This is a genomic window from Tolypothrix tenuis PCC 7101 (genome assembly GCF_963874875.1).
Classification (GTDB): Bacteria; Cyanobacteriota; Cyanobacteriia; order Cyanobacteriales; family Nostocaceae; genus Aulosira; species Aulosira tenue.
In genome coordinates this window covers 4,659,535-4,679,020 of record NZ_CAWNJS010000001.1, presented here as the reverse complement: position 1 = coordinate 4,679,020, position 19,486 = coordinate 4,659,535, and the positions used below count along the sequence as shown (strand labels likewise).

At 38.4% G+C, this 19,486-nt stretch carries 14 protein-coding genes; 2 read left to right on the top strand and 12 right to left on the bottom strand.

The annotated features are described in order from the left end of the window. The first annotated feature begins 21 nt into the window (after positions 1-21). On the top strand, positions 22-2,844 hold the full coding sequence (locus AACU25_RS18770) for a CHAT domain-containing protein (RefSeq protein WP_096578163.1): 2,823 nt from the start codon (positions 22-24) through the stop codon (positions 2,842-2,844). A gap of 140 nt (positions 2,845-2,984) precedes the next feature. Here AACU25_RS18770 and AACU25_RS18765 read toward each other — a convergent pair whose 3' ends face one another. The 10 genes from AACU25_RS18765 to AACU25_RS18720 all read right to left on the bottom strand — a co-directional run bounded on the left by AACU25_RS18765 (position 2,985) and on the right by AACU25_RS18720 (position 16,583). Further along, entirely contained in the window at positions 2,985-4,175 is a 1,191-nt protein-coding gene (locus AACU25_RS18765) for a WG repeat-containing protein (RefSeq protein ID WP_096578161.1), read from the bottom strand. Between the two features lie 674 nt (positions 4,176-4,849). After that, positions 4,850-5,596, bottom strand: coding sequence for a DUF928 domain-containing protein (locus AACU25_RS18760; RefSeq protein ID WP_096578157.1), 747 nt, complete (start codon positions 5,594-5,596; stop codon positions 4,850-4,852). 22 nt (positions 5,597-5,618) lie between these two features. Further along, entirely contained in the window at positions 5,619-8,009 is a 2,391-nt protein-coding gene (locus AACU25_RS18755) for a CHASE2 domain-containing protein (RefSeq protein ID WP_096578155.1), read from the bottom strand. Then, a complete protein-coding gene (locus tag AACU25_RS18750; RefSeq protein ID WP_096578153.1) occupies positions 8,006-9,421 on the bottom strand; it encodes a DUF1822 family protein in 1,416 nt (471 codons plus the stop codon). The genes AACU25_RS18755 and AACU25_RS18750 overlap by 4 nt, the downstream gene beginning before the upstream one ends. A 3-nt stretch (positions 9,422-9,424) precedes the next feature. Beyond that, a complete protein-coding gene (locus tag AACU25_RS18745) occupies positions 9,425-11,002 on the bottom strand; it encodes a sigma-70 family RNA polymerase sigma factor (RefSeq protein WP_206758948.1) in 1,578 nt (525 codons plus the stop codon). 484 nt (positions 11,003-11,486) lie between these two features. After that, positions 11,487-13,172, bottom strand: a complete 1,686-nt coding sequence (locus tag AACU25_RS18740) for a GspE/PulE family protein (RefSeq protein ID WP_096578149.1) — start codon at positions 13,170-13,172, stop codon at positions 11,487-11,489. A gap of 39 nt (positions 13,173-13,211) precedes the next feature. Beyond that, complete coding sequence (locus AACU25_RS18735) at positions 13,212-13,559, bottom strand: hypothetical protein (protein ID WP_096578147.1); 348 nt, start codon at positions 13,557-13,559, stop codon at positions 13,212-13,214. An 88-nt stretch (positions 13,560-13,647) separates the two neighbouring features. After that, positions 13,648-14,490, bottom strand: coding sequence for a peptidoglycan DD-metalloendopeptidase family protein (locus AACU25_RS18730; protein WP_096578145.1), 843 nt, complete (start codon positions 14,488-14,490; stop codon positions 13,648-13,650). Positions 14,491-15,082: 592 nt separating this feature from the next. Next, positions 15,083-15,850: a peptidylprolyl isomerase gene (locus tag AACU25_RS18725; protein ID WP_321206762.1), complete on the bottom strand. Its 768-nt coding sequence runs from the start codon at positions 15,848-15,850 to the stop codon at positions 15,083-15,085. A gap of 133 nt (positions 15,851-15,983) precedes the next feature. Next, positions 15,984-16,583, bottom strand: a complete 600-nt coding sequence (locus AACU25_RS18720) for a helix-turn-helix domain-containing protein (RefSeq protein WP_096578141.1) — start codon at positions 16,581-16,583, stop codon at positions 15,984-15,986. A 466-nt stretch (positions 16,584-17,049) separates the two neighbouring features. Between AACU25_RS18720 and AACU25_RS18715 the strand changes: the two genes are divergently transcribed. Further along, complete coding sequence (locus tag AACU25_RS18715) at positions 17,050-17,547, top strand: DUF4231 domain-containing protein (protein ID WP_096578139.1); 498 nt, start codon at positions 17,050-17,052, stop codon at positions 17,545-17,547. A 211-nt stretch (positions 17,548-17,758) separates the two neighbouring features. On the opposite strand, the gene AACU25_RS18710 is transcribed toward AACU25_RS18715, so the two are convergent. Continuing rightward, positions 17,759-18,742, bottom strand: coding sequence for an SRPBCC family protein (locus AACU25_RS18710; protein WP_096578137.1), 984 nt, complete (start codon positions 18,740-18,742; stop codon positions 17,759-17,761). Positions 18,743-18,771: 29 nt separating this feature from the next. After that, a complete protein-coding gene (locus AACU25_RS18705; protein ID WP_096578135.1) occupies positions 18,772-19,122 on the bottom strand; it encodes an ArsR/SmtB family transcription factor in 351 nt (116 codons plus the stop codon). Positions 19,123-19,486 lie beyond the last annotated feature (364 nt).

Here is a 19,486-nt window from a genome sequence, read left to right as displayed (position 1 = left end):
TCTACATTGCAAACTAAACCTATGGCAAGTCAGCGTGGCAAATTACTCAATTACAAATGTTACCTATTAATCAAGAAGGTATTACAGCATTTTCTGTATGTCTGGAAGATAATTTTACGTGTCTTTATTGACATCAAATATAGTGTAAATCGCTTATTAATTTTAAGCATAATCACTCTGTTAACAACAAGATTAATTTCTCCAGCGTTTTCTCAAATGCCAATGACACCAGAAAATCATCAAAGCTTTGATAGGCAACAATTATTACAACAAGGTAAAAGCTATTATCATACAGGACAATATCAGGAAGCAATCAAGTATTTACAACAAGCCTTACTAATATTTCAAGATAGTAACGATGTCCTAAAGCAAGCTACTACCTTGAGTAACTTGTCATTAACTTATCAGCAATTGGCAGATTGGGAGCAAGCACAAAAAACTATTGAAAGTAGTTTAAAAATAGTACAAAATCACCCCAAATATCTCAAAGTATATGCCCAATCTTTGGACATTCAAGGTCGTCTGTGGTATTTGCGGGGACAACCAGAAATAGCTTTGAAAAGCTTGCAACAAGCCAGTCAAATTTACCAACAATTAGGTGATGAAGCAGGAAGACTAGGTAGTTTGATTAATCAAGCTCAAGCTTTGCAAAGTTTGGGACTTTATCAACAGGCTGGGGAAATATTACAAGAATTGCCACCAGCACTCAACAACATACCTGATGTTGTTATCAAAGCCAAAGGATTGCTGAGTCTGGGGAATGTCTTACGTGCTGTAGGTGAGTTGAAACAGTCCCAAGCAGTTTTGCAAACAAGCTTAACCTTAGTTGCAGAATCCCCATCTCTCAGCGCCAAACCTGAAATTAAAAGCGCTGTGTTGCTCAGTTTAGCAAATACTCTACGCGCTCAGGGTCATCTGATCCGCGATCGCCAACGTACAATTGAGTATGATGCCATGCCTTGGCGTTGTGAGTCCATCGCCTTACCAGAAGCATCCCTTGGCTTTTATCAGAGTGCTGCACTTTTATACAGTCAAGCAATTTCGGAATTTCCATCATCAGCTATAGGGGTACAAGCACAGATTAATTACTTGAGCCTATTAGTTGAGACTGGAAAGTTTGTAGATGCCCAAACTTTAGCAGATAAAATTAAAACTACAAAATTTATTGGTGGTCGTCAAGAAGTCTACGCTCAAATTAATTTAGCTAAAACTCTTGCTTGTTTACAACAAAAAAATACCTTAATTAATCCTCCCTTATGGGAAGAGATTGAGAGTTTATTAGCAACATCAGAGCAACAGGCTAGAAAACTCCAAGACCCCCGTGCAATATCATATACTCTTGGCAATCGTGGGGGATTTTATGAATATTTCGCTGCCAAAATTCAACAAACATCTCAGTCAAAATCAAAACCAGAATTATATCAACATTATCTAGCTAAAAGTCAAAAGCTGACTCAAGAAGCTTTAATCTTAGCTCAAGCAATTGCAGCACCAGATATTACTTATCAATGGGAATGGCAATTAGGAAGACTGTTAGCATTACAAGAAAAGCAGCCAGACGCAATTAAATTTTACAAAATGGCTGTAGCCAGCCTCAAATCTGTGCGTAGTGATTTATTAGCCATCAATTCTGATGTGCAATTTTCCTATCGAGATCATGTAGAGCCTGTATATCGAGGATTAGTTAATTTACTTTTAAAAAATCAGGGTGATTCTATACAATCAGCCACATATTTAAAATCGGCTATTGAGAATATAGACTCTTTACAGCTAGCTGAACTACAGAATTTTTTAAATTGTAACCTGACGCAATTAGTCAAGCTTGACCAAGAAATTGACAATATAGATAATCAGGCTGCGTTTATCTACCCCATTATTTTGCAAGATAAATTAGATGTGATTTTTAAATTACCTGGTCAAAAGATAGAACATCATGTTGAATTGATCAAACGACCTGCTGTCCAAAATACTATCAAACAACTACGGCAAGCTATCTTAAATCGTAATGTTAGCAAAGCTAGAGAACAATCTCAAGAGATTTATAACTGGTTAATTAAACCTCTAGAAACATATATTGGCAACAATCATGAAATTAAAACATTAGTGTTTGTCTTGGATGGAGAATTCAGAAATATTCCCATGGGTATTTTATATGATAGTCAAAATAATGAATACCTGATGCAAAAACGGTATGCACTTGCTCTAGTACCAGGGTTACAAATATTCGATTTAAAAGCTTTACCAATTAATAAAATAAAAGTTTTAGGTGCTGGCATCAGTGAGAAAATGGAAAATGTGGAAAATCGTAACTTCCATCCCCTGAATATAGATGAATTGCAGCAAATTGAGAAATTACTACCTAGTAAACTAATGCTCAATGCCCAATTTACTAAAATTAATCTACTTAAGCAAATTAAATCTAGTGCATTTTCTGTTTTACATATAGCAACTCATGGTAACTTTAGTTCCGACCCTGAAGATACATATATTCTTGCTTATCATCAGCTGCTAAAATCCAAAGACTTAAACAATTTACTGCGAAATAATGCGATTAAATTACTAATTCTCAGTGCTTGTCAAACAGCAGAAGGAGACAATCGAGCCATTTTAGGATTAGCAGGATTAGCAGTGAGAGCAGGAGCGCATAGTACAATATCAACTTTATGGCAAGTTAACGATGATTCAACAGCTAAACTCATGGGAGAATTTTATCATCAGTTAAAACAAGGTAAAGTGACTAAAGCCGAAGCACTGCATCAAGCTCAAAAAGCTCTTTTAAATCAACCAGAGTATCAAAATCCCTATTTTTGGGCACCTTATATATTGGTGGGAAATTGGCGATAAATTAATTAATTGATTTATCAAATAACATCCAGCCTTGAGCTTGTCTGAGGATGTAAAGCTTTTTTGCTTAAAAATAATTTTAGGTGAACAAAAAGCCCACCTAAATAATAATGTAAAAATTAAGTCAAACTCATAAATTTCTAATTTGTTGGATTCCAAATATAATGACCGTTTTTATCAATATAACCATATTTATCACCCATTGTTACAGATGCTAATCCCTCGGAAAATTCCGAACTCGCACTATCAAACTGAGGATTAATGACTATTTTCCCCGATTTGTCGATATAGCCATATTTATTACCCATTCTTACAGATGCTAATCCCTCGGAAAATTCGGATCTCGCGTAATCAAACTGAGGATTAATGACTATCTTTCCAGATTTATCTATATAGCCGTACTTATCGCCAATTCCCACAGATGCTAATCCTTCTGAAAATTTTGAACTCGCACTATCAAACTGAGGATTAATGACTATCTTCCCCGATTTATCAATATAGCCATACTTGTCACCCATTTTCACCGATGCTAATCCTTCTGAAAATTCCGAACTCGCATCATCAAACTGAGGATTAATGACTATCTTCCCCGATTTATCGATATAGCCATATTTATCACCAATTTTCACCAATGCTAATCCCTCGGAAAATTCCGAACTCGTGTACTCAAACTGAGGATTAATGACGATTTTCCCCGATTTATCGATATAGCCATATTTATCACCCATTTTTACCGATGCTAATCCCTCGGAAAATTTGGATCTCGCGTAATCAAACTGAGGATTAATGACTATCTTTCCAGATTTATCGATATAGCCATATTTATCACCCATTTTCACCGATGCTAATCCTTCGGAAAATTCCGAACTCGCATCATCAAACTGAGGATTAATGACTATCTTCCCCGATTTATCAATATAGCCATACTTATCACTCATTTTCACCAATGCTAATCCTTCTGAAAATTTTGAACTCGCGTAATCAAACTGAGGATTAATGACGATTTTTCCAGATTTGTCTATGTAGCCATACTTGTCACCAATCTTTACAGATGCTAATCCCTCTGTAAATTCCGAATAAATTTCATTGAACTGGGGATTAATTATTACCTTTCCCTTATTATCGATATAGCCGTACTTACCATCTTGTTTTACAATAAATAATCCTTCATGAGGATGTTTTTTATCATTAGATTTGTTATTGAGTGAATGCAGGCTAGGAAATACTATATTGACTAATGCAAAAGCAGTTAAACAAACTGTAAAAAAGGAGCCACCAGCTATTAAAAGTAATTTTGTTTTGGTTAAGGGTTGTTGATTTTCAATTGTCATTATTTTAATTTAAATATTCTCAGGATTGCTATCGATCAAATATTATTTACCCAATTTCATACCTATATAAACAGCGCCATTTTTAAAACAAAATAGGTAATAACCATTGGTAATCACGAAAATCCTACATTAGCTAGCTAGGTTTGAGACTTTGAATTTGTTGCTAAATCGTCAAGAATTGGTATAACACCAATTTTAAAAATGACGGCAAAAAATGAATTAAAACAAGCTAAACATAGCAGAGATTTTCCCATCCAAAATGGTATTACACTTTCAGGCGTAAAACAGGATGAGCTATTGGGAAATAAAATTATCTACTTATTTATTTGGGAACAGTCTCAAGCAAATATGAGGGGAAAAAATAATACCGATGCAAAATTTATCCTGGAGGGCACGGCATCTACAATCTTTTGGCATATCCAATATCTTACTGGTGCCCATTGGTGTCAACTTAACGTGAAACCCTTTTGGTTGCAAGGTTTCGCCCTCACCCCCAGCCCCTCTCCCAGCAGGAGAGGGGAGCAAGAGATTTAATTCCCCTTCTCCAGGGGAAGAAGGGGTGAGGGGATGAGGGCGAGGGTTTTTGTACAACACTCGCCGTATATAGCTTTTAGCTTAAGTTGACAGGTATGACTGGTGCCGTGCCCCTACAAAGAATTTATCTGTCACCAAAATTATTGGAATTGTGCAACCGTTGTTGAACCGATGAAAGCTGCTGGTGCTATCCATTCTTTACCTAACAGCTTCAGTAAGTCATACCAAGCAGCTTGAATGACAGCATCATCTGGATATTGAAAATGTAGTTCTGCTAGATGATTGATGGCATCATACCAAATATTGTTTTTAGTATAAAAACTCAGGTCTTGTGACTTACCAACTTCGAGGTTGTGCGATCGCTCGCTATCAACTAGCTGACGCTGTATCCAGCCATCAACCACAGCATCTGGTTCATCACTATGACTAGCGCTACACTTGAGTAGCAAATACCAACGATAATTTTGGTAGGGTTGCAGTGAATTGGGAGAATTTGCAGGTAAGCTAATTTTGATGAGTCCTGGCTTTGCCGCCAACTTAATTGTGGAATAGTAAAGTGTTGTGTGTTCCTGTCCATCAAGTAGTAAAAATTCTAGTTCTTTTACCTCATCTTGGCTGTAAGGCACGTAAAACCACAAGCTAGGATTTGCAGATACAGTAAAATCACTACCATTATTAGCGTTGAGTGCTGTTAGTGGTTTATTTGTTTGCTTACAAGTGGCGGCTGGACGTGTTGTTCCTGGTGTGGAATTTCCTTTAGGCGTACCTGTGGCTGGTGGTTTGGGTGGCGGTGAAGTCGCCTGTACATGGGGTTGTAACTGTCCTTGTACAGTCAGCATCAAAATACTAGTACAGATGAATCTTACTAAAATTCGAGCTTTGTTCATGCTTTGTTGTTTGCTTGCAATGCTAGGACAAATGGTGTTTGCTGCGATGCAGTTCCTGATCTATCCAGATAACACCCCAAGGCGCGATTAATGCAATCATGGTGGGAATAAATGGTATCCATCCGCCGAAACTGAAGATTATCCAACAGCTTCCGTATAACATAGCACTGCATATACCAAGTGCCAAGCCTCGCTGAAGGTAAGTATGCAGACGTAAAACAACATTTCCCAGCAATAGCCAGCAAAATATCCATAAAGCATCACCCCAAGGTGGTAACCACCATAACATTGGTCGATGATTTTCCACGTTACTGAGGATTTGACTGACTATATGTGCATGAATATATAAAGAGCGCATTTCACCGTAAGGTGTTAACTGAGAGTCTTGAACGCTATTAGCTACAACACCAATGAGGATCACTCTACCTTTTACCCAGTTAGGATTAAAGCGATCGCGATCTAAATTTAGAATATCTCTCAGGGTGACTTGTTGAGCAATCTGGGAGGGTTCAGGGGTGTGACGGTAATTGATTAATAGTTGATTTCCGCGTGCATCTAAGTTTTGATAACCGCCACTATGTCTTTTTAACCTCTTGGTAATAACTGAGCCAAATTGCCAATTATCTTTTAAGGTTTCTACAGGAATTTGCTGGGACTTGAGATAACGATATACTAATTGCCAACCCAAGGAATAATTTGTCTCGCAAACAGCAGCTTCAGATATTGGATTTTCACTGCGGGATAACAGATAGCGCCGGACTGTGGTATCTTGGCTGTTGAGTTGTGTATCATTAAACAAGTCAACAAAGCCGACTTGGGTTTTGGGAGTAGTGGGTGGAGGCGCAATATTTTGCTCAAGACCATTATTAAATGCACAGACGGTAACTAAGTCGTGATTTTTTTGCCAATGATTAACTAGTGCTTGGTGTCCCACTACATCATTGCTGGGTACAGGTAAATCCCGGACAATATTTAAACCAATAGCTGCGGGTTGATACTGCTGCAATTTATCTACAACTTTAGCTAGTACAGCATCAGGTAGAGGATAACCATAGGTACGAATGTCTTTTTCATCTGCACCCACGATGAAAAGACGGCTATCTGGGGATTCTGATGCACGCATTTGCATCAAATGGTCAAAGGCTTTGAGTTCCCATCCCTGAAATATACCAAGCGATCGCATTCCCATCAACAAAATGGTGAGGAGCAAATTCAAACTCAACAATCCTTTAAAATTGAGTTGACTGGGATGCCAAGCTAAAGGCTGAAATTTCCTCACTCCTTGATTTTTACCTTGTAAATCTTCCCAAGTTGGTGATAACTCTGCGGGGTTTTGAAAAATTACTGGTAACCAACTTGCACAGGGAAATTCACTTTCTAAACCTTGCAACTTCTCTCTGGCTTGACGCACTGCTAAATACAATGATTCACCCGCAGCAAAGTTCACCAGAAAATGCTTCAAAAACTCCTGTGCTACTTTATCCGGAATTTTCTCCCGCATCACAATAATTTGGGGAATATGCAAATCTTGTAGTGCTTCTGCTAATGCTAAACCCTGACAAGAGTTAAAAATTGCTATTTGTAACCCATTTTTTATGGCTATTTTTAGGGAATTCCTTAACTGATTAATATTCAGGCTTTCTGTTTGATTTATATTGATTAATCCAGTTTCTCTTGGAGATGCAAGACAGCTATGTCCAGCAAAAAACAAAATATGCCATCCCTGCTGTTCCCAAAGTAGATGATCAACTTCTGAACGTTTTGGTTCTACTAAAAATACAGTTTCGGCATTTGGTAAACTAGCTAATAATTTTTTATCAGTATTTATATTAATCCCTGTACTATCACCAAGAATAGCTAATATTTTAACTTTATTTAAAGAATAATTATTTTTAGTTATAGTTTCAAATTCAACAGCACTAAAAGCAAATTCTGCTTTGGGATAATCACTAAAAAAATGCCAAGTATGCCAAGGCAGTTTTTTGAGTAAGTTGTCTGCGGTTTGCACAACAAAGCGAATTTCGTCATCAATACTTAATTGTCTACGTAGTTGGCGGTCAATGTGATGAAATTCCTCAGCATTTAGCCAAATATCAATTTGTTTTGCAATTTCTTGACAAACTTGCTCAAAGTCTACATCAGAAACATGAGTTACATCAGCATCATCAATTTTAATACCTTCATAGCTGTCATGAAATTGCCGAAAACCTGCCATTAGATAACGAGATTCATAAATTAATTCATACAGCAATTGCCAACGCTGATATAAGTCGCTGAGAATTGGTGCAGCAGGTAAACTACCTTGATATTGCCTCCATTTATTTTTACTTTTTTCTAAAATTTGTACAGTTACAAACGGAAAGCCTGAGTGCAAGTTACCTTTTCCCAGGTTTAAGATAACTAACTTGGTCATTGTTGTTGAGATGTCGGTGTTTCTAATACAAATTCCTCAGTAATGCTCAGATCATTGATACTCACCCGAATTTTAAAACCTATTCCCAAAGGGCAAGTAAATCTTTTCAATTGCATAAAATTATCTTGAATTCGTGATTCCAATTCTTGCAAAATTGTGCCTGAATGAGAAACTAAAGCTAACTTGATATTGGGTGGGAGGTAAACTTCTCCTTTAGTGGGATGCAATTGCACACGAATCGCAACTTGTTCATCAGCTTGTAGGGTGAAAGCAATCAAGAGTGCAACAGATTGATGACCTAATTGCATTCCTAAATCTATGAGTTTGACACCCTCAACAGCTAGACCGCTAGCAGCAATTTCATATTGTCTAAAAGTATAAGCTAAGTTGCTTGGATCTAAATTTAACAGCCTGTTCAGAGACTGCCAACCATTATCAAAAATATTTTGGCACCATCTGCCCAAATTATTAATTTTTAGGGGATAATTGGGGAGCAAACGGCCAATGCGGCGATGATACAACTGCTGTCGCCATTGCTCATTATTTAACAATGATGCCCATTGTACAAAGGGGATATCAACTCGCAAACGTGGAGAATAGATAGATGGATCTCCTAACAGCGCCAATAGGTTTTGCGCCTCTACCTCAGATAAAGTTGGTAATTCTGGGACATCATCTCGCATATCCAGTCCCAGAGTTACTTGCATTACCGTCAAATTACTAATTAAATTTTCGGCTGGTAATATATAAGTGCGATCGCTAGACTTATACTCGGCAAAGTTTTTGAGCTGGCGGTGAGTTGTAAACCCGCATACCCACATCCAACAATCATCCTCATCTGCTTCTAAATTTACCTGGACTGCGAGGTAATAATCAGCAGCCCAGTTAGGAATATCTACCCACTCTTGAGGTACGCATAACTCTTCTAAATCCATCGTTTCTGTGGGAATTATGACTATGCGCCGATCTCCCAAACTAATTGCTGTGCCATTCACCACTTCCCATATACTGGGTAAACTAGCCTCACTAGGCACAATCGATGGTTGTAGTGCAGATACTTTTGTTAGCCAGTTCAAGAGGGTATGCAAGCAAATGCTGTTAATGTAAGCGTTATGACGTGCAATTCCGTGATGATGAATTTGAGCTTGTTCCCAAGTAGTTTTTTGCTCTTGAGGTGGTATTTTCAACCGAAACCGATTAGCAAAGACTTTTTCTAAATGATGGTCATCAGACATCAACTCCACCTGCTGCTTACTCTGGCGATTTTGCCTCTTGTAGATTGGTGGTAATAATGTATCATTAATTCGGCTGAAATAACCGAGATAGCGATAAAATGCTAGCCTTGGTGATAAGTGATGACCAACTAATATGAAAAATTTTAGTTCTCTGGGATAAATCTTTTGATGTAACATTACTTATGCCATAAGATGAACTTTTGCTTTGATTGCATCCCCAGATGATAAATTGGCTAGATATGGAGAAGTTTGAGAAATTTTAGCTAACCAAATTTGTAAAAACTTTTTAATCAAGATATCAATTTCTTGAATTACAGCCGCCTCTAATTTAGCTTGAGTTTTCTGAAGTATTTCTTGTACTAATGATTGATTGATGCCCAATTGATTGGCAATTACTTGTGGCTCTAAATTATGTGCATAGCACAGTTGTAATATTTCTCGTTCTGGCGGCGCAAGTTTTTTCTCAGCCACTACTAAAGTGGCTTGAATTAAATCTGCATAAATTGGAGCCTTATAATTAGTAGCTAACCATTGCTCTACATACTTACTAACCCATATTGGTGGAGATTTTAAGCTATATAAACTTTTGATAAATTTGCGTTCGATTGTTTGCAGCCTGTGAGCGATCGCTCCTTGGGTAACATGAAATTTATCTGCTATTTCTTGCTGATTTATTCTCAAACCATAATAAAGTAATAATATTTCTTGTTGGTCTGGTTTTAAAGCCTGTAATTGCTGCTGTAAAATCGCCTCAGCTTGATTAATTAGGCTGCTTTGTTGATGAGTACAATCTTCTAATTTATCAACACTTATTAAACCAAGTTCTAAGGCATCAAATTCACAACCTGCGTCTTTTAGCGCCTCCAAAGAACAACGAGGTGTAATAGATTTGGGATAATTTTGTAAAGCAGTAATGCAAATTTCCATCCCAGCCTTAAGTTGTTCACCTGTGGTGTTAGCACTAATAGCTACCTCATGAGGCGCACAGACAAGTAATTTCTCCGCATTGTAGTATTGAGCCGCCTCTGCAAAATCTGAGCTATCAGGTTCTGGCCATTTCTTACTAACCCTAGTAGTAGGATTCTGCACCTTATTCATTTGATAAACTAATTTAAAATATTTCCGCGCAAACAGCATCTGAGAAATTTCTGGTTCATATCTGCCATCTCTAAGCAATGCTTCCTTAAGTTCTTTATCACTTTTTTTGTACAAGAGTCGCCATTTAGAAAATTTAGCAACACCTGCTTCATCTTTAATGGTTTTTATCAATACTCCGGTAATATAAGTATCTAACAATGAAGTTCTTGAATTATATTTTTCTAAAATCTGGCGAAATTTATTATCAGAATAAATTAAGCATCTACAAATAAATAGATACTCCTCCCAAGATTCATTTATATGAGCTTGCCATGTATCTTTTAAAACCTGTTTAGTAGCTTCATAGCAACTTTTTTCACAGTAAATTTTTAGGTGTTCCCATGCTTTTGCCACTCTGTTGCTAGGTTCCCAGTCTTGCTGCTGGGGTAAATCATTAAAAGCCATATCTATCCAAAACTGTACTATCTCCCTGGTAGAATCTTTTTGATTAAATAGGTTAGCAAATTGCTCATGTCTGCTTTGATATAACTCTATATTACGTTTCAAATAAGGTTGAGATTGCCATTGCAGATTTAAATGACCATTATTGCTTTCCAATTTGATATACATAGAAAATTTATCAACCAGGTTCTGACGATTAGGTAGATTGCTGTACATCATGACCTTCGATTTTTAAGCAGATTTTAAGTTTTTTATACTTACATTTAAGTATAAAAAACTGCTAGTTTTCAGGTGTGATGACAAACACTGGCAACGTTAGTTTTTTGTGTTAATCAGTATCTTGGTGTACTGATGTCTTATTGGGTATATCCTAGAGGTTTTATGAAAGTCCCTAGGATTCCTATGGACTGATACCGTTTCACTTTAAGATTGATACAAATAGGCAGCAGGGGGCAGGGGGCAGGGTGCAGGGGGAAAGAATTAGAGATTAATCATTTGTATCAGGCATTTCGTGAAATGGTATGACAGAGAAAAAATTGTCAAAAAATCGCTAAAAATTAGATATCACCTTCATATTTGCTGGTGTTGATTTTGGCACTAATACCAATTTAAAAACAGAAAGCTACAGATGTTTAAGGGCACAACATTGTTGTGCCCTGACGAATAATTTATATTTAGTCAAAATATAGTTGAGATATGTCAATTAGCCTGCATTTAATAAAGTCATCTGTCCCATACGTTTTTCTGAAGAGTGTTTGCGAGACAATGCACTGTGTGGTAAAACTCGCAATATTTCTTCAACAGTAGTGATACCTTTTGTGACCTTCTCAATAGCAACCATACGGAAAGAATCAAATTTGCTTTCGTGAAGGTAGTTATGCAACTGGGTCATTGTACCTTCGTAAATAATCTGGCGAACCACACTATCTACATTCAATAGCTCAATGACTGCTTCTCTTCCCAAATATCCAGAATGGAAACACTTTGCACAACCATGTCCTCGTCGCCATGCAGTCGGATTGGCTTCTTCTCTAGTTAAACCCAATACTTTGAGATCAGATTCTGTGGGTGTGTAGGGTTCAGCACAGTGGGGACAGACACGACGCACGAGACGTTGGGCGACTACACCCAGCAACGCATCGCTAATAAGTCCGGGATCTGGCCCAATATCCTTGAGACGAGGAATAGCACCTACTGCATCATTTGTGTGTAAAGTGGTCAGCACTAAGTGTCCTGTCAATGCGGCTCTAATAGCGGTTTCTGCGGTTTCATGATCGCGTACTTCCCCTAACATGACTATATCAGGGTCTTGCCGCAGAATAGCCCTTAAGCCAGCTGCAAATGTCATACCTGCGGTTTCATTGACTTGGGTTTGGGTAATTCCAGGGAGGACATATTCTACAGGGTCTTCTACAGTGACAATGTTAACTGAGTCTGTAGAGATCGCCTGTAAACTGGTGTAGAGTGTACTGGTTTTTCCTGACCCTGTAGGGCCAGTGAGAATAATCAATCCTTGGGGTTGTTCTAGCCAGTTTTTGTAAATAGCACGAGTCCGTTCAGTAAAACCTAAGTCTTCAACCGTTTGAAAGGAGTTTTGTTGGCGTAGTAATCGCAAAACCACTTTTTCTGCTGGTTCACCTTTTTTATCACTGACACAAGGTAAGGTACTTACCCGCAAGTCTAAGCCCATCTGTTGTTGTTGTTGAGTGGCATATTTTTCGCCAATTCTCCCATCCTGGGGACGACGACTCTCCGCTATGTCCATATTACACATGACTTTGAGAGAGACAATCACTTTGCGGCTAATTTCTGATGAAAGGGTAGTGACATGGCGGAGAATACCATCTATACGAAAACGAATCCGTAATCCATCTGCTATTGGTTCTAGATGAATATCACTGGCACGATTTCGCAGTGCAGAAGAAATAATTGTATTAATCCTCTCAATTTGATCGTCAGTACGGGAGAGGTAAAGTTCAGTAATTTGGGAAATATCTTCTTGTTCTTGTTCACCAGTCAAGGGATTGACAAAATTTTCCCCTTGGATACGGCTATGATCTAGGTTTTGTAGTCGAAACCAATCACGGTAGCTTTTTTCATGGATGAGAATAATTTTAATATCTGTATTGAGGCGATCGCTCCAGTTTTTGATTTGTGCAGTTGTCACTTGTACTGGTGAACCGAGGTAGTAACAATTACGCCATAGTAGCAGGGGAATAATCGGTGGCATGGAAGTGCGATCGCGGATTTGTTGAAAAAATCTCAAGCTAATCTCTGAATCTAGTAGTTCCAGATTGACAGTTTTTAACTCCTGATTGACTAATGATTGCAATGCTGATTCTAAAGTAATTTCTTTTTGTTTTAGTTTAGTTTGAATCGAACTAGACATAAGTAATTAGTTAAAAAATTTAAATACAAATGATGTAAATTAACCTAAAGGTTCTTCTGGATCTGTTGGGTTCAAAGGAGGTGGAGTATTATTACAAGTATCATGCTGCAAACACTTTTCATTTTTCTTACAAAACTCTGCCAACACTACATCGCGTTCTGGGCTACCCAATGAAGTAAAACATATATCTGGACTGAGATAACCACATTGAGCAGCTAAATTGATAATTCTGCCATTAGATGTTTGTATATAGCAAATTGGTACATCCTCCTTTACAGTCCTACTATTGGGTGTTCCGGCAAGTGTAATGGCTGATTGATTAGGTACATATGTAGTAAATAACGAAGCAGTTAAGATAGTGGTATGAATTAAGGAAGATAACCGCATATTGAAATCTTGATGAAAAAATTAATAGGTAAGAATAGAGGCGATCGCAATGTGAAGATAATAGAGCGATCGCCTGATTGATTATGAGTTAATAACGACCTTGGATAGAAAATGGAATTGTTTGTCCAAAAGTGCCGTTGGCGTTGGGAATATGAACTTCTACGTGTAGATGAGGGTTTGTACTCCAACCAGAGTTGCCACTATATCCAATTAGCTGTCCTGCTTGAACTTGTTGCCCTATTTTTATACCAGTTTTGGATATAAATCCTCGCTGCAAATGTACATATCCAGAACGCACGCGCGAACCATTAGACTCGACATGTTCGATAGCAATAAAGTTAGCTTTGTCCTTATTTGCTTCACCACCACCTGTGTCTGCAAATCTATCTTCAAGTTTGACTACTGTACCTGCACGCATAGCATATACAGGAGTACCAATAGGAGTGCCAAAATCTATTGCATACTGAGCTCTACCAGTATGGCTAGTAGCGCCTCCTGGTCTTTGGGTAATAGTACCTTTTCCTTTAAGTGGATCTTGGTAAACAGAAACATTAATTGGACATCCCTGTGGAGGATAACCAGCTATTACAGCACTAGCTACCCAACCTCTACCATCTGCAAGCTTATACCATTTATTGTCAGGCTGACCCGTCCATGAATCAGGGATAGACTGTCCTTCTTCCCATGTAGAAAACTGGTATGTACCGGGATTTAACACTGCTACTATTGGAGATGATGTAGAACGATCAGCTCGAACATTTACTTTGAACAAAGCTTTAGCAGTAAAAGATCGATTTTTACAATATGTAGTTTGAGCTTGAGCTGTTTGCGGCAGTGGCGAAAATGCACTGATGGCATTAATAGAAACACTGCCCAAAGATACAAGAAAAACTGCTGCGATCGCTGAGGTGAAGCGTTTTTTTATTTTCATACAATCTCTGCATTATTAAATGATTGTCAAACTTGGGTAATCAGAGTTTTTATCTTAGGCAACCTGATAATTCTCTTGCCCCTTATTGACTATTTAATCCGCAGAAAATTTGGATGCCAATGCTTAATTACAAATTAACAAGACATAAAAATGTCACTTTTATATTTTGCGCTATATTCAATCTTTGCAAAATCAGCTTATAAAAAGATTTTTTAGATAAAGGATATAAAGTTTTTGTGTTTACTTGGACATAATGCTGTACTTTCAACTCTCATAAAATATCAAGCAATCTAATTTAGATAACTTGAACAATCAAATTTAAAAAACAAGCTAGCTGTAAATTTTCTCTATTTAATTAGACAGAAAAAATAACGATATATAATAAAATTCAAAAATAAAGCACCAGAACATAGTTCTGGTGCGAAATTTGGTATTATACCGATTATCCACAGAGGTAGTATACCCTTTTAACTTGTTACACAAATTATTGGGCATCTACAAAATTATTTAAAATTGATCGCTATGTTGAAAATGCTGACAAAAAGCTAAATTTATATAGTAAAACAGAGCAAGCTAAAACTGCCACAAATTGTCATGAGTTTGTATCAATATTTTTCAAAATCACTATCTCTTTTAGTTGTTCTTTTATCCATATATTAAATAAATCAGAGTTAATTTGATAACGTAATTTATCATCTAATTTTGGTTGAATTAACTCCTCAACTAAAATTAGGTGTATGCCCTGAGCAGTGACAATTGGTTTTAAAAGCTGTGGAGGTTTAGCAGCAAAAACAGCAGATGAAATTTCTGGTTTCATATCCTTACTGTTTAAAATTCCTCGATAACCACCGGTGCGGCGAAGTTCCTGCTCGTGAATATATTTCTGTGCAACTTCAGGGAAGATCATCTGGCCTTCTTGTATTTGATCAAAAAGTTCCATTGCTAAATCTTCATCTTCCAAGATGATTTCATATATTACAGCTCGATAATAATCTAGTTGATGTTCAAAAAACCACGCTTCGACTTGCTCACCAAACAAATATTGTGCTAACTTCCCAGAAATGACATTGGTGTAAACCATTTCTTCAAAATCATCAACAGATAAACTATTTTTCTGTAACCATGCCCACGTTTGATCAGCACTTCTGAGTTTGCTAACTAATCGAATATTGTTTGCGGCTTGTTGCAGTTCTTTTGGATCTACTTCAATTTGCGCCTCCGCAGCAGCAGAAATAATCAGCTTGCGGATAGCAATTTGCTCAACAATCGCAGGAATTTGGCAGGAAAGCTTGACTTGCTGAAGAATATCTTTGGCTGAAATATTTATCGATGACAGCATAACCTCATCCCAATTACCCAAGTAATTAAAAGTGATTTAAGGTATTTTCTACGACTTTTTGACAGCTTCAAGCTCCTGATGAGCCAATGTGCGATCGCATATTAAGTCACCAGAGACAAAAGAGTTGGATGGATTGTTAACCATAGTTGCAATCTCAATGTATTGAGTGAAATTCCCACACACTGGGATGAGGTGCTGAAGCTTCTGGTAGATCGCTAATGACTAGCTGACAGTTGTTGCTGTTTTGGTTACAATCTACAGATTCTATGGTTTGTCGCGTAGATAAACCCATTTCTTTCAGTAACCGATTGATGTGGCGAACTCCCACCTTCACGCCTAATTCTTTCGCTAGATGCTTGCTTAACCATTGAGATGTCCAACGACGAAATGGATAACCAAGCTCTTTGGGATTGTGGCTGATGAGTTCTTTCAAATGCTCACGGTACTGGTCATTAGCAGTTTTAGGCCTACCTAAAGGAGACGCATTCCAGTTGTGAGCTTCACCTGACTTCGCCACCAAAATCCAATGTCTGATCGTTACACGAGAACAGCCTAAGATCTGACAAATTTGACTTTGTGTTTTGCCTTCATCAGCTAGTAACATGATTTGAATACGCTGGCGGTATTTCTGGGGCAAATCATCTTGCTGTAATATTTTTTGCAGCAACCGACGCTGAAAAGGTGACAAGCACTGCACCACAGAAGTTTGCTCAGTAGGAAGTGTGTTGAATGGTAAATGATTGTGCGAAGTCATATCCCTACTATTGATCAGATCTAATATTTTGTTGGAGACAAAGCGATCGCAATATGAGGGCGTATGGAAAAATTAAGTAAATATTCGTGAGTTAATGTGTAAGTTCGCACATAAGATTAAATTTGAACAACGAAGTTATAAGGATTTCAGCCTCTCTAATGCGCGCATAAAATGAAATCGCTTATAGAGCAACGGTTTGAGCCAAATTAAAGTCTTTCTTGCCCATCAGGAACGGCTAGATGAGTGAAAGTGAATATATTGGTAAAAACAATCAGTGAAAGTTGAGAAATTCTCTTCAGAATTAGCGCCAGAACCCAGATGTATAGGCAGCACTGTTGAAGCATAACCATCTTATGACCGAAACTGCTTTCTGCTTCTGTTCTGAGGTGACAGAAAATCTGATCAAAGTTGCTATATAAATTTTGTACTTTGATTTAATAGCTCTAAGCTTTCAAGGGATAGTGCAATGAAAACTGATGAAGAAAGCCACAAACCTTCTAGAGAAAAAGCGATTACTTATTGTAAAGACTTAATCGAGTATTACAAAAGTTGTAGGAAGAAGTTTCGTAATGCCTGGTATGGCTCACAGGCTGCTACTGTAATTTTAGCTGCTGCAACTCCTGTTCTTATATTAGGAAATGCACCAAAAGTACTACAAGCAATTCCTCCCACATTGGCTTCTATTACTGGTGGTCTAGCAGTATTTCGGTGGCAGGAGAATTGGATAATTGGGAAATCCACTCAAGAAGCTCTGGAAGCTGAGTTAATAGCTTTTGAGATTGGTGTTACAGAATCTTATCGAGTTAGTGAGGACAAAGCAGTTGATAATTTTATCACTCGCATAAACACATTACATTTGGCTCAAGTAAAAGAGTGGAGTGTCATTATTACGAGAAATAAGCTACTTTTAAAAAACAGTGAAGATGGTAAGGATAATCCGGAAGAGTCTACTGCTCAAGGTTAACGCAGTCCTCAAAAACACAGGTACCGCAGATTCCATAAAAATTCAGTGCTATTCGTGACACATAAATTATGGGTAAGGGTACAGCAATGCTTGTGCCCTTACCCATCTGTTACATTCTGTTGTATTTCCCTAACTAGGTTTTATGCCTACAGCGATCGCGGGAAAAATCATGCAACAGGGCCGTTCAAAATGCTATCTCTTGTAGCATTTGTCACCCTATTGATTGAAGGAGTGCTTCGAGACGGTTGAGAGTTTCGCTTAGTCCCTCTTCCATGCCAGATTGGAGATGCCCGTCTCGTTGCTCTTTAGATTGGTGTTGGATGTGAATATGCAACGTTGTTTTGCCACCAACTTCATTCAGAGTCAGGATATTGAGATGGTCACTATTGGGGACTGGTTCATAGATTTCGGTAGTTACCAATCTTTCTGGTGGCACAATCTCACGATATTCTCCGTAAAATGCGTGTTCAATGTTGTTTTTGGGTTCATGTAAGACATAGCGCCAAGCACCACCCACGCGCAGATCGATTTCGCAAACAGTCATTGTCATACTGCTACAACCCCCAAACCAGCGCTTAATATGTTCGGGCTGCGTCCATGCCTGAAAAACAAGTCTGCGTGGGGCATTAAAGACGCGAGTAATTAAGATTTCCGTATCTGATGGCAACGTGACAGTAAAACCATTCTGTTGCTGTTTAACTTGCTTGGCCAAGAATTCGTCAAGACAATCGAAACTAGAATTCCACCCAGCAACCACACCCATCTCTTCATGCTTGCGGCGATCGCTTTCGGTTGCATGACGAATTTGAAGAGTTAGTTTAGTCTTGCCGTCCAAATCTTCAAACATCACTGTCATGACGATTCCCTGCGGCAAATCTGCGTTGATGACTTTTTCAAAGCCTTCATCAAATTCATCGCTGCTGACAATCCGTTCAGGAGGCACGATTTCACAGAAAACACCTTTAACAGGGTACTCTGTGCCATCGGGGCCAACCATGACATACCGCGATTGACCGCCTGGACGCAAATCTAGTTCAGTTACACGAGTTGTAAAGCCTTTTGGCCCCCACCATTGGACAATGTGTTTTGGGTCTGTCCATGCCTGAAATACAAGTTCTCGCGGTGCATTGAAGATACGGGTAATGATAATCTCGCGTTCGGACTGAGTGGATGTGGAGTCATTTTGTTTCAACATCTTGTTTCTCCTGAAGAAGGGAACGCAGTTTATGATTCGCGATCGCGTTTGTTATCCTCTGCTTGCAATTGTTGTAAATACTCGTCTAGACGATCCAAATTCTGTTCCCAGAATTGGCGATATTGCTCAATCCAATCTGCTGCTTCCTTGAGCGCTTGTGCTTCTAATCGGCAGGGTCGCCACTGAGCCTCTCTACCCCGTGCGATTAATCCCGCACGCTCCAGCACCTTGAGATGTTTAGAAATGGCAGGTAGGCTCATCTCAAAGGGTTGGGCTAGCTCAGTTACCGATGCTTCGCCCAAAGCAAGATGAGCCAAGATTGCTCGCCGAGTCGGATCGGCAAGGGCGGCAAAGGTGACGCTCAATTGATCGGTGGACATTTAGATTGGAAGTATTTAACCGCGCAGTTAATTAACTACTAGGTTAAATGTACTAGTCCACAATGTCAACCCCTCTGAGGAATTTAAACTTCCATGCAAATACAGACTGTTGGTATTTTAAGTGCTGGCGATATGGGACAGGCGATGTCTGACGACAAGCCGCTAGCCTGCGGCAACGCTCCGCGAACGCGTCTACGCATCTGTACTCAATCGTAATGGATTAAAGACAATTGCTGCTTTGGAAAATCGGAGCGATCGCAGATATTATTACCACTCTTTCCCAAGAAGCTTGAACTCAAAATAGCTTTTGGGAAAAAGGTTAAAGGTTGTTTCTTTCCCTTGAACCATTCCCCTTTTCCCCCTT

Bases quoted from the DNA above. Each gene is read 5' to 3' on its own strand.
- AACU25_RS18770 (WP_096578163.1), top strand. From the start codon at position 22: ATGGCAAGTCAGCGTGGCAAATTACTCAATTACAAATGTTACCTATTA.
- AACU25_RS18765 (WP_096578161.1), bottom strand. From the start codon at position 4,175: ATGACAATTGAAAATCAACAACCCTTAACCAAAACAAAATTACTTTTA.
- AACU25_RS18760 (WP_096578157.1), bottom strand. From the start codon at position 5,596: ATGAACAAAGCTCGAATTTTAGTAAGATTCATCTGTACTAGTATTTTG.
- AACU25_RS18755 (WP_096578155.1), bottom strand. From the start codon at position 8,009: ATGACCAAGTTAGTTATCTTAAACCTGGGAAAAGGTAACTTGCACTCA.
- AACU25_RS18750 (WP_096578153.1), bottom strand. From the start codon at position 9,421: ATGTTACATCAAAAGATTTATCCCAGAGAACTAAAATTTTTCATATTA.
- AACU25_RS18745 (WP_206758948.1), bottom strand. From the start codon at position 11,002: ATGATGTACAGCAATCTACCTAATCGTCAGAACCTGGTTGATAAATTT.
- AACU25_RS18740 (WP_096578149.1), bottom strand. From the start codon at position 13,172: ATGTCTAGTTCGATTCAAACTAAACTAAAACAAAAAGAAATTACTTTA.
- AACU25_RS18735 (WP_096578147.1), bottom strand. From the start codon at position 13,559: ATGCGGTTATCTTCCTTAATTCATACCACTATCTTAACTGCTTCGTTA.
- AACU25_RS18730 (WP_096578145.1), bottom strand. From the start codon at position 14,490: ATGAAAATAAAAAAACGCTTCACCTCAGCGATCGCAGCAGTTTTTCTT.
- AACU25_RS18720 (WP_096578141.1), bottom strand. From the start codon at position 16,583: ATGACTTCGCACAATCATTTACCATTCAACACACTTCCTACTGAGCAA.
- AACU25_RS18715 (WP_096578139.1), top strand. From the start codon at position 17,050: ATGAAAACTGATGAAGAAAGCCACAAACCTTCTAGAGAAAAAGCGATT.
- AACU25_RS18710 (WP_096578137.1), bottom strand. From the start codon at position 18,742: ATGTTGAAACAAAATGACTCCACATCCACTCAGTCCGAACGCGAGATT.
- AACU25_RS18705 (WP_096578135.1), bottom strand. From the start codon at position 19,122: ATGTCCACCGATCAATTGAGCGTCACCTTTGCCGCCCTTGCCGATCCG.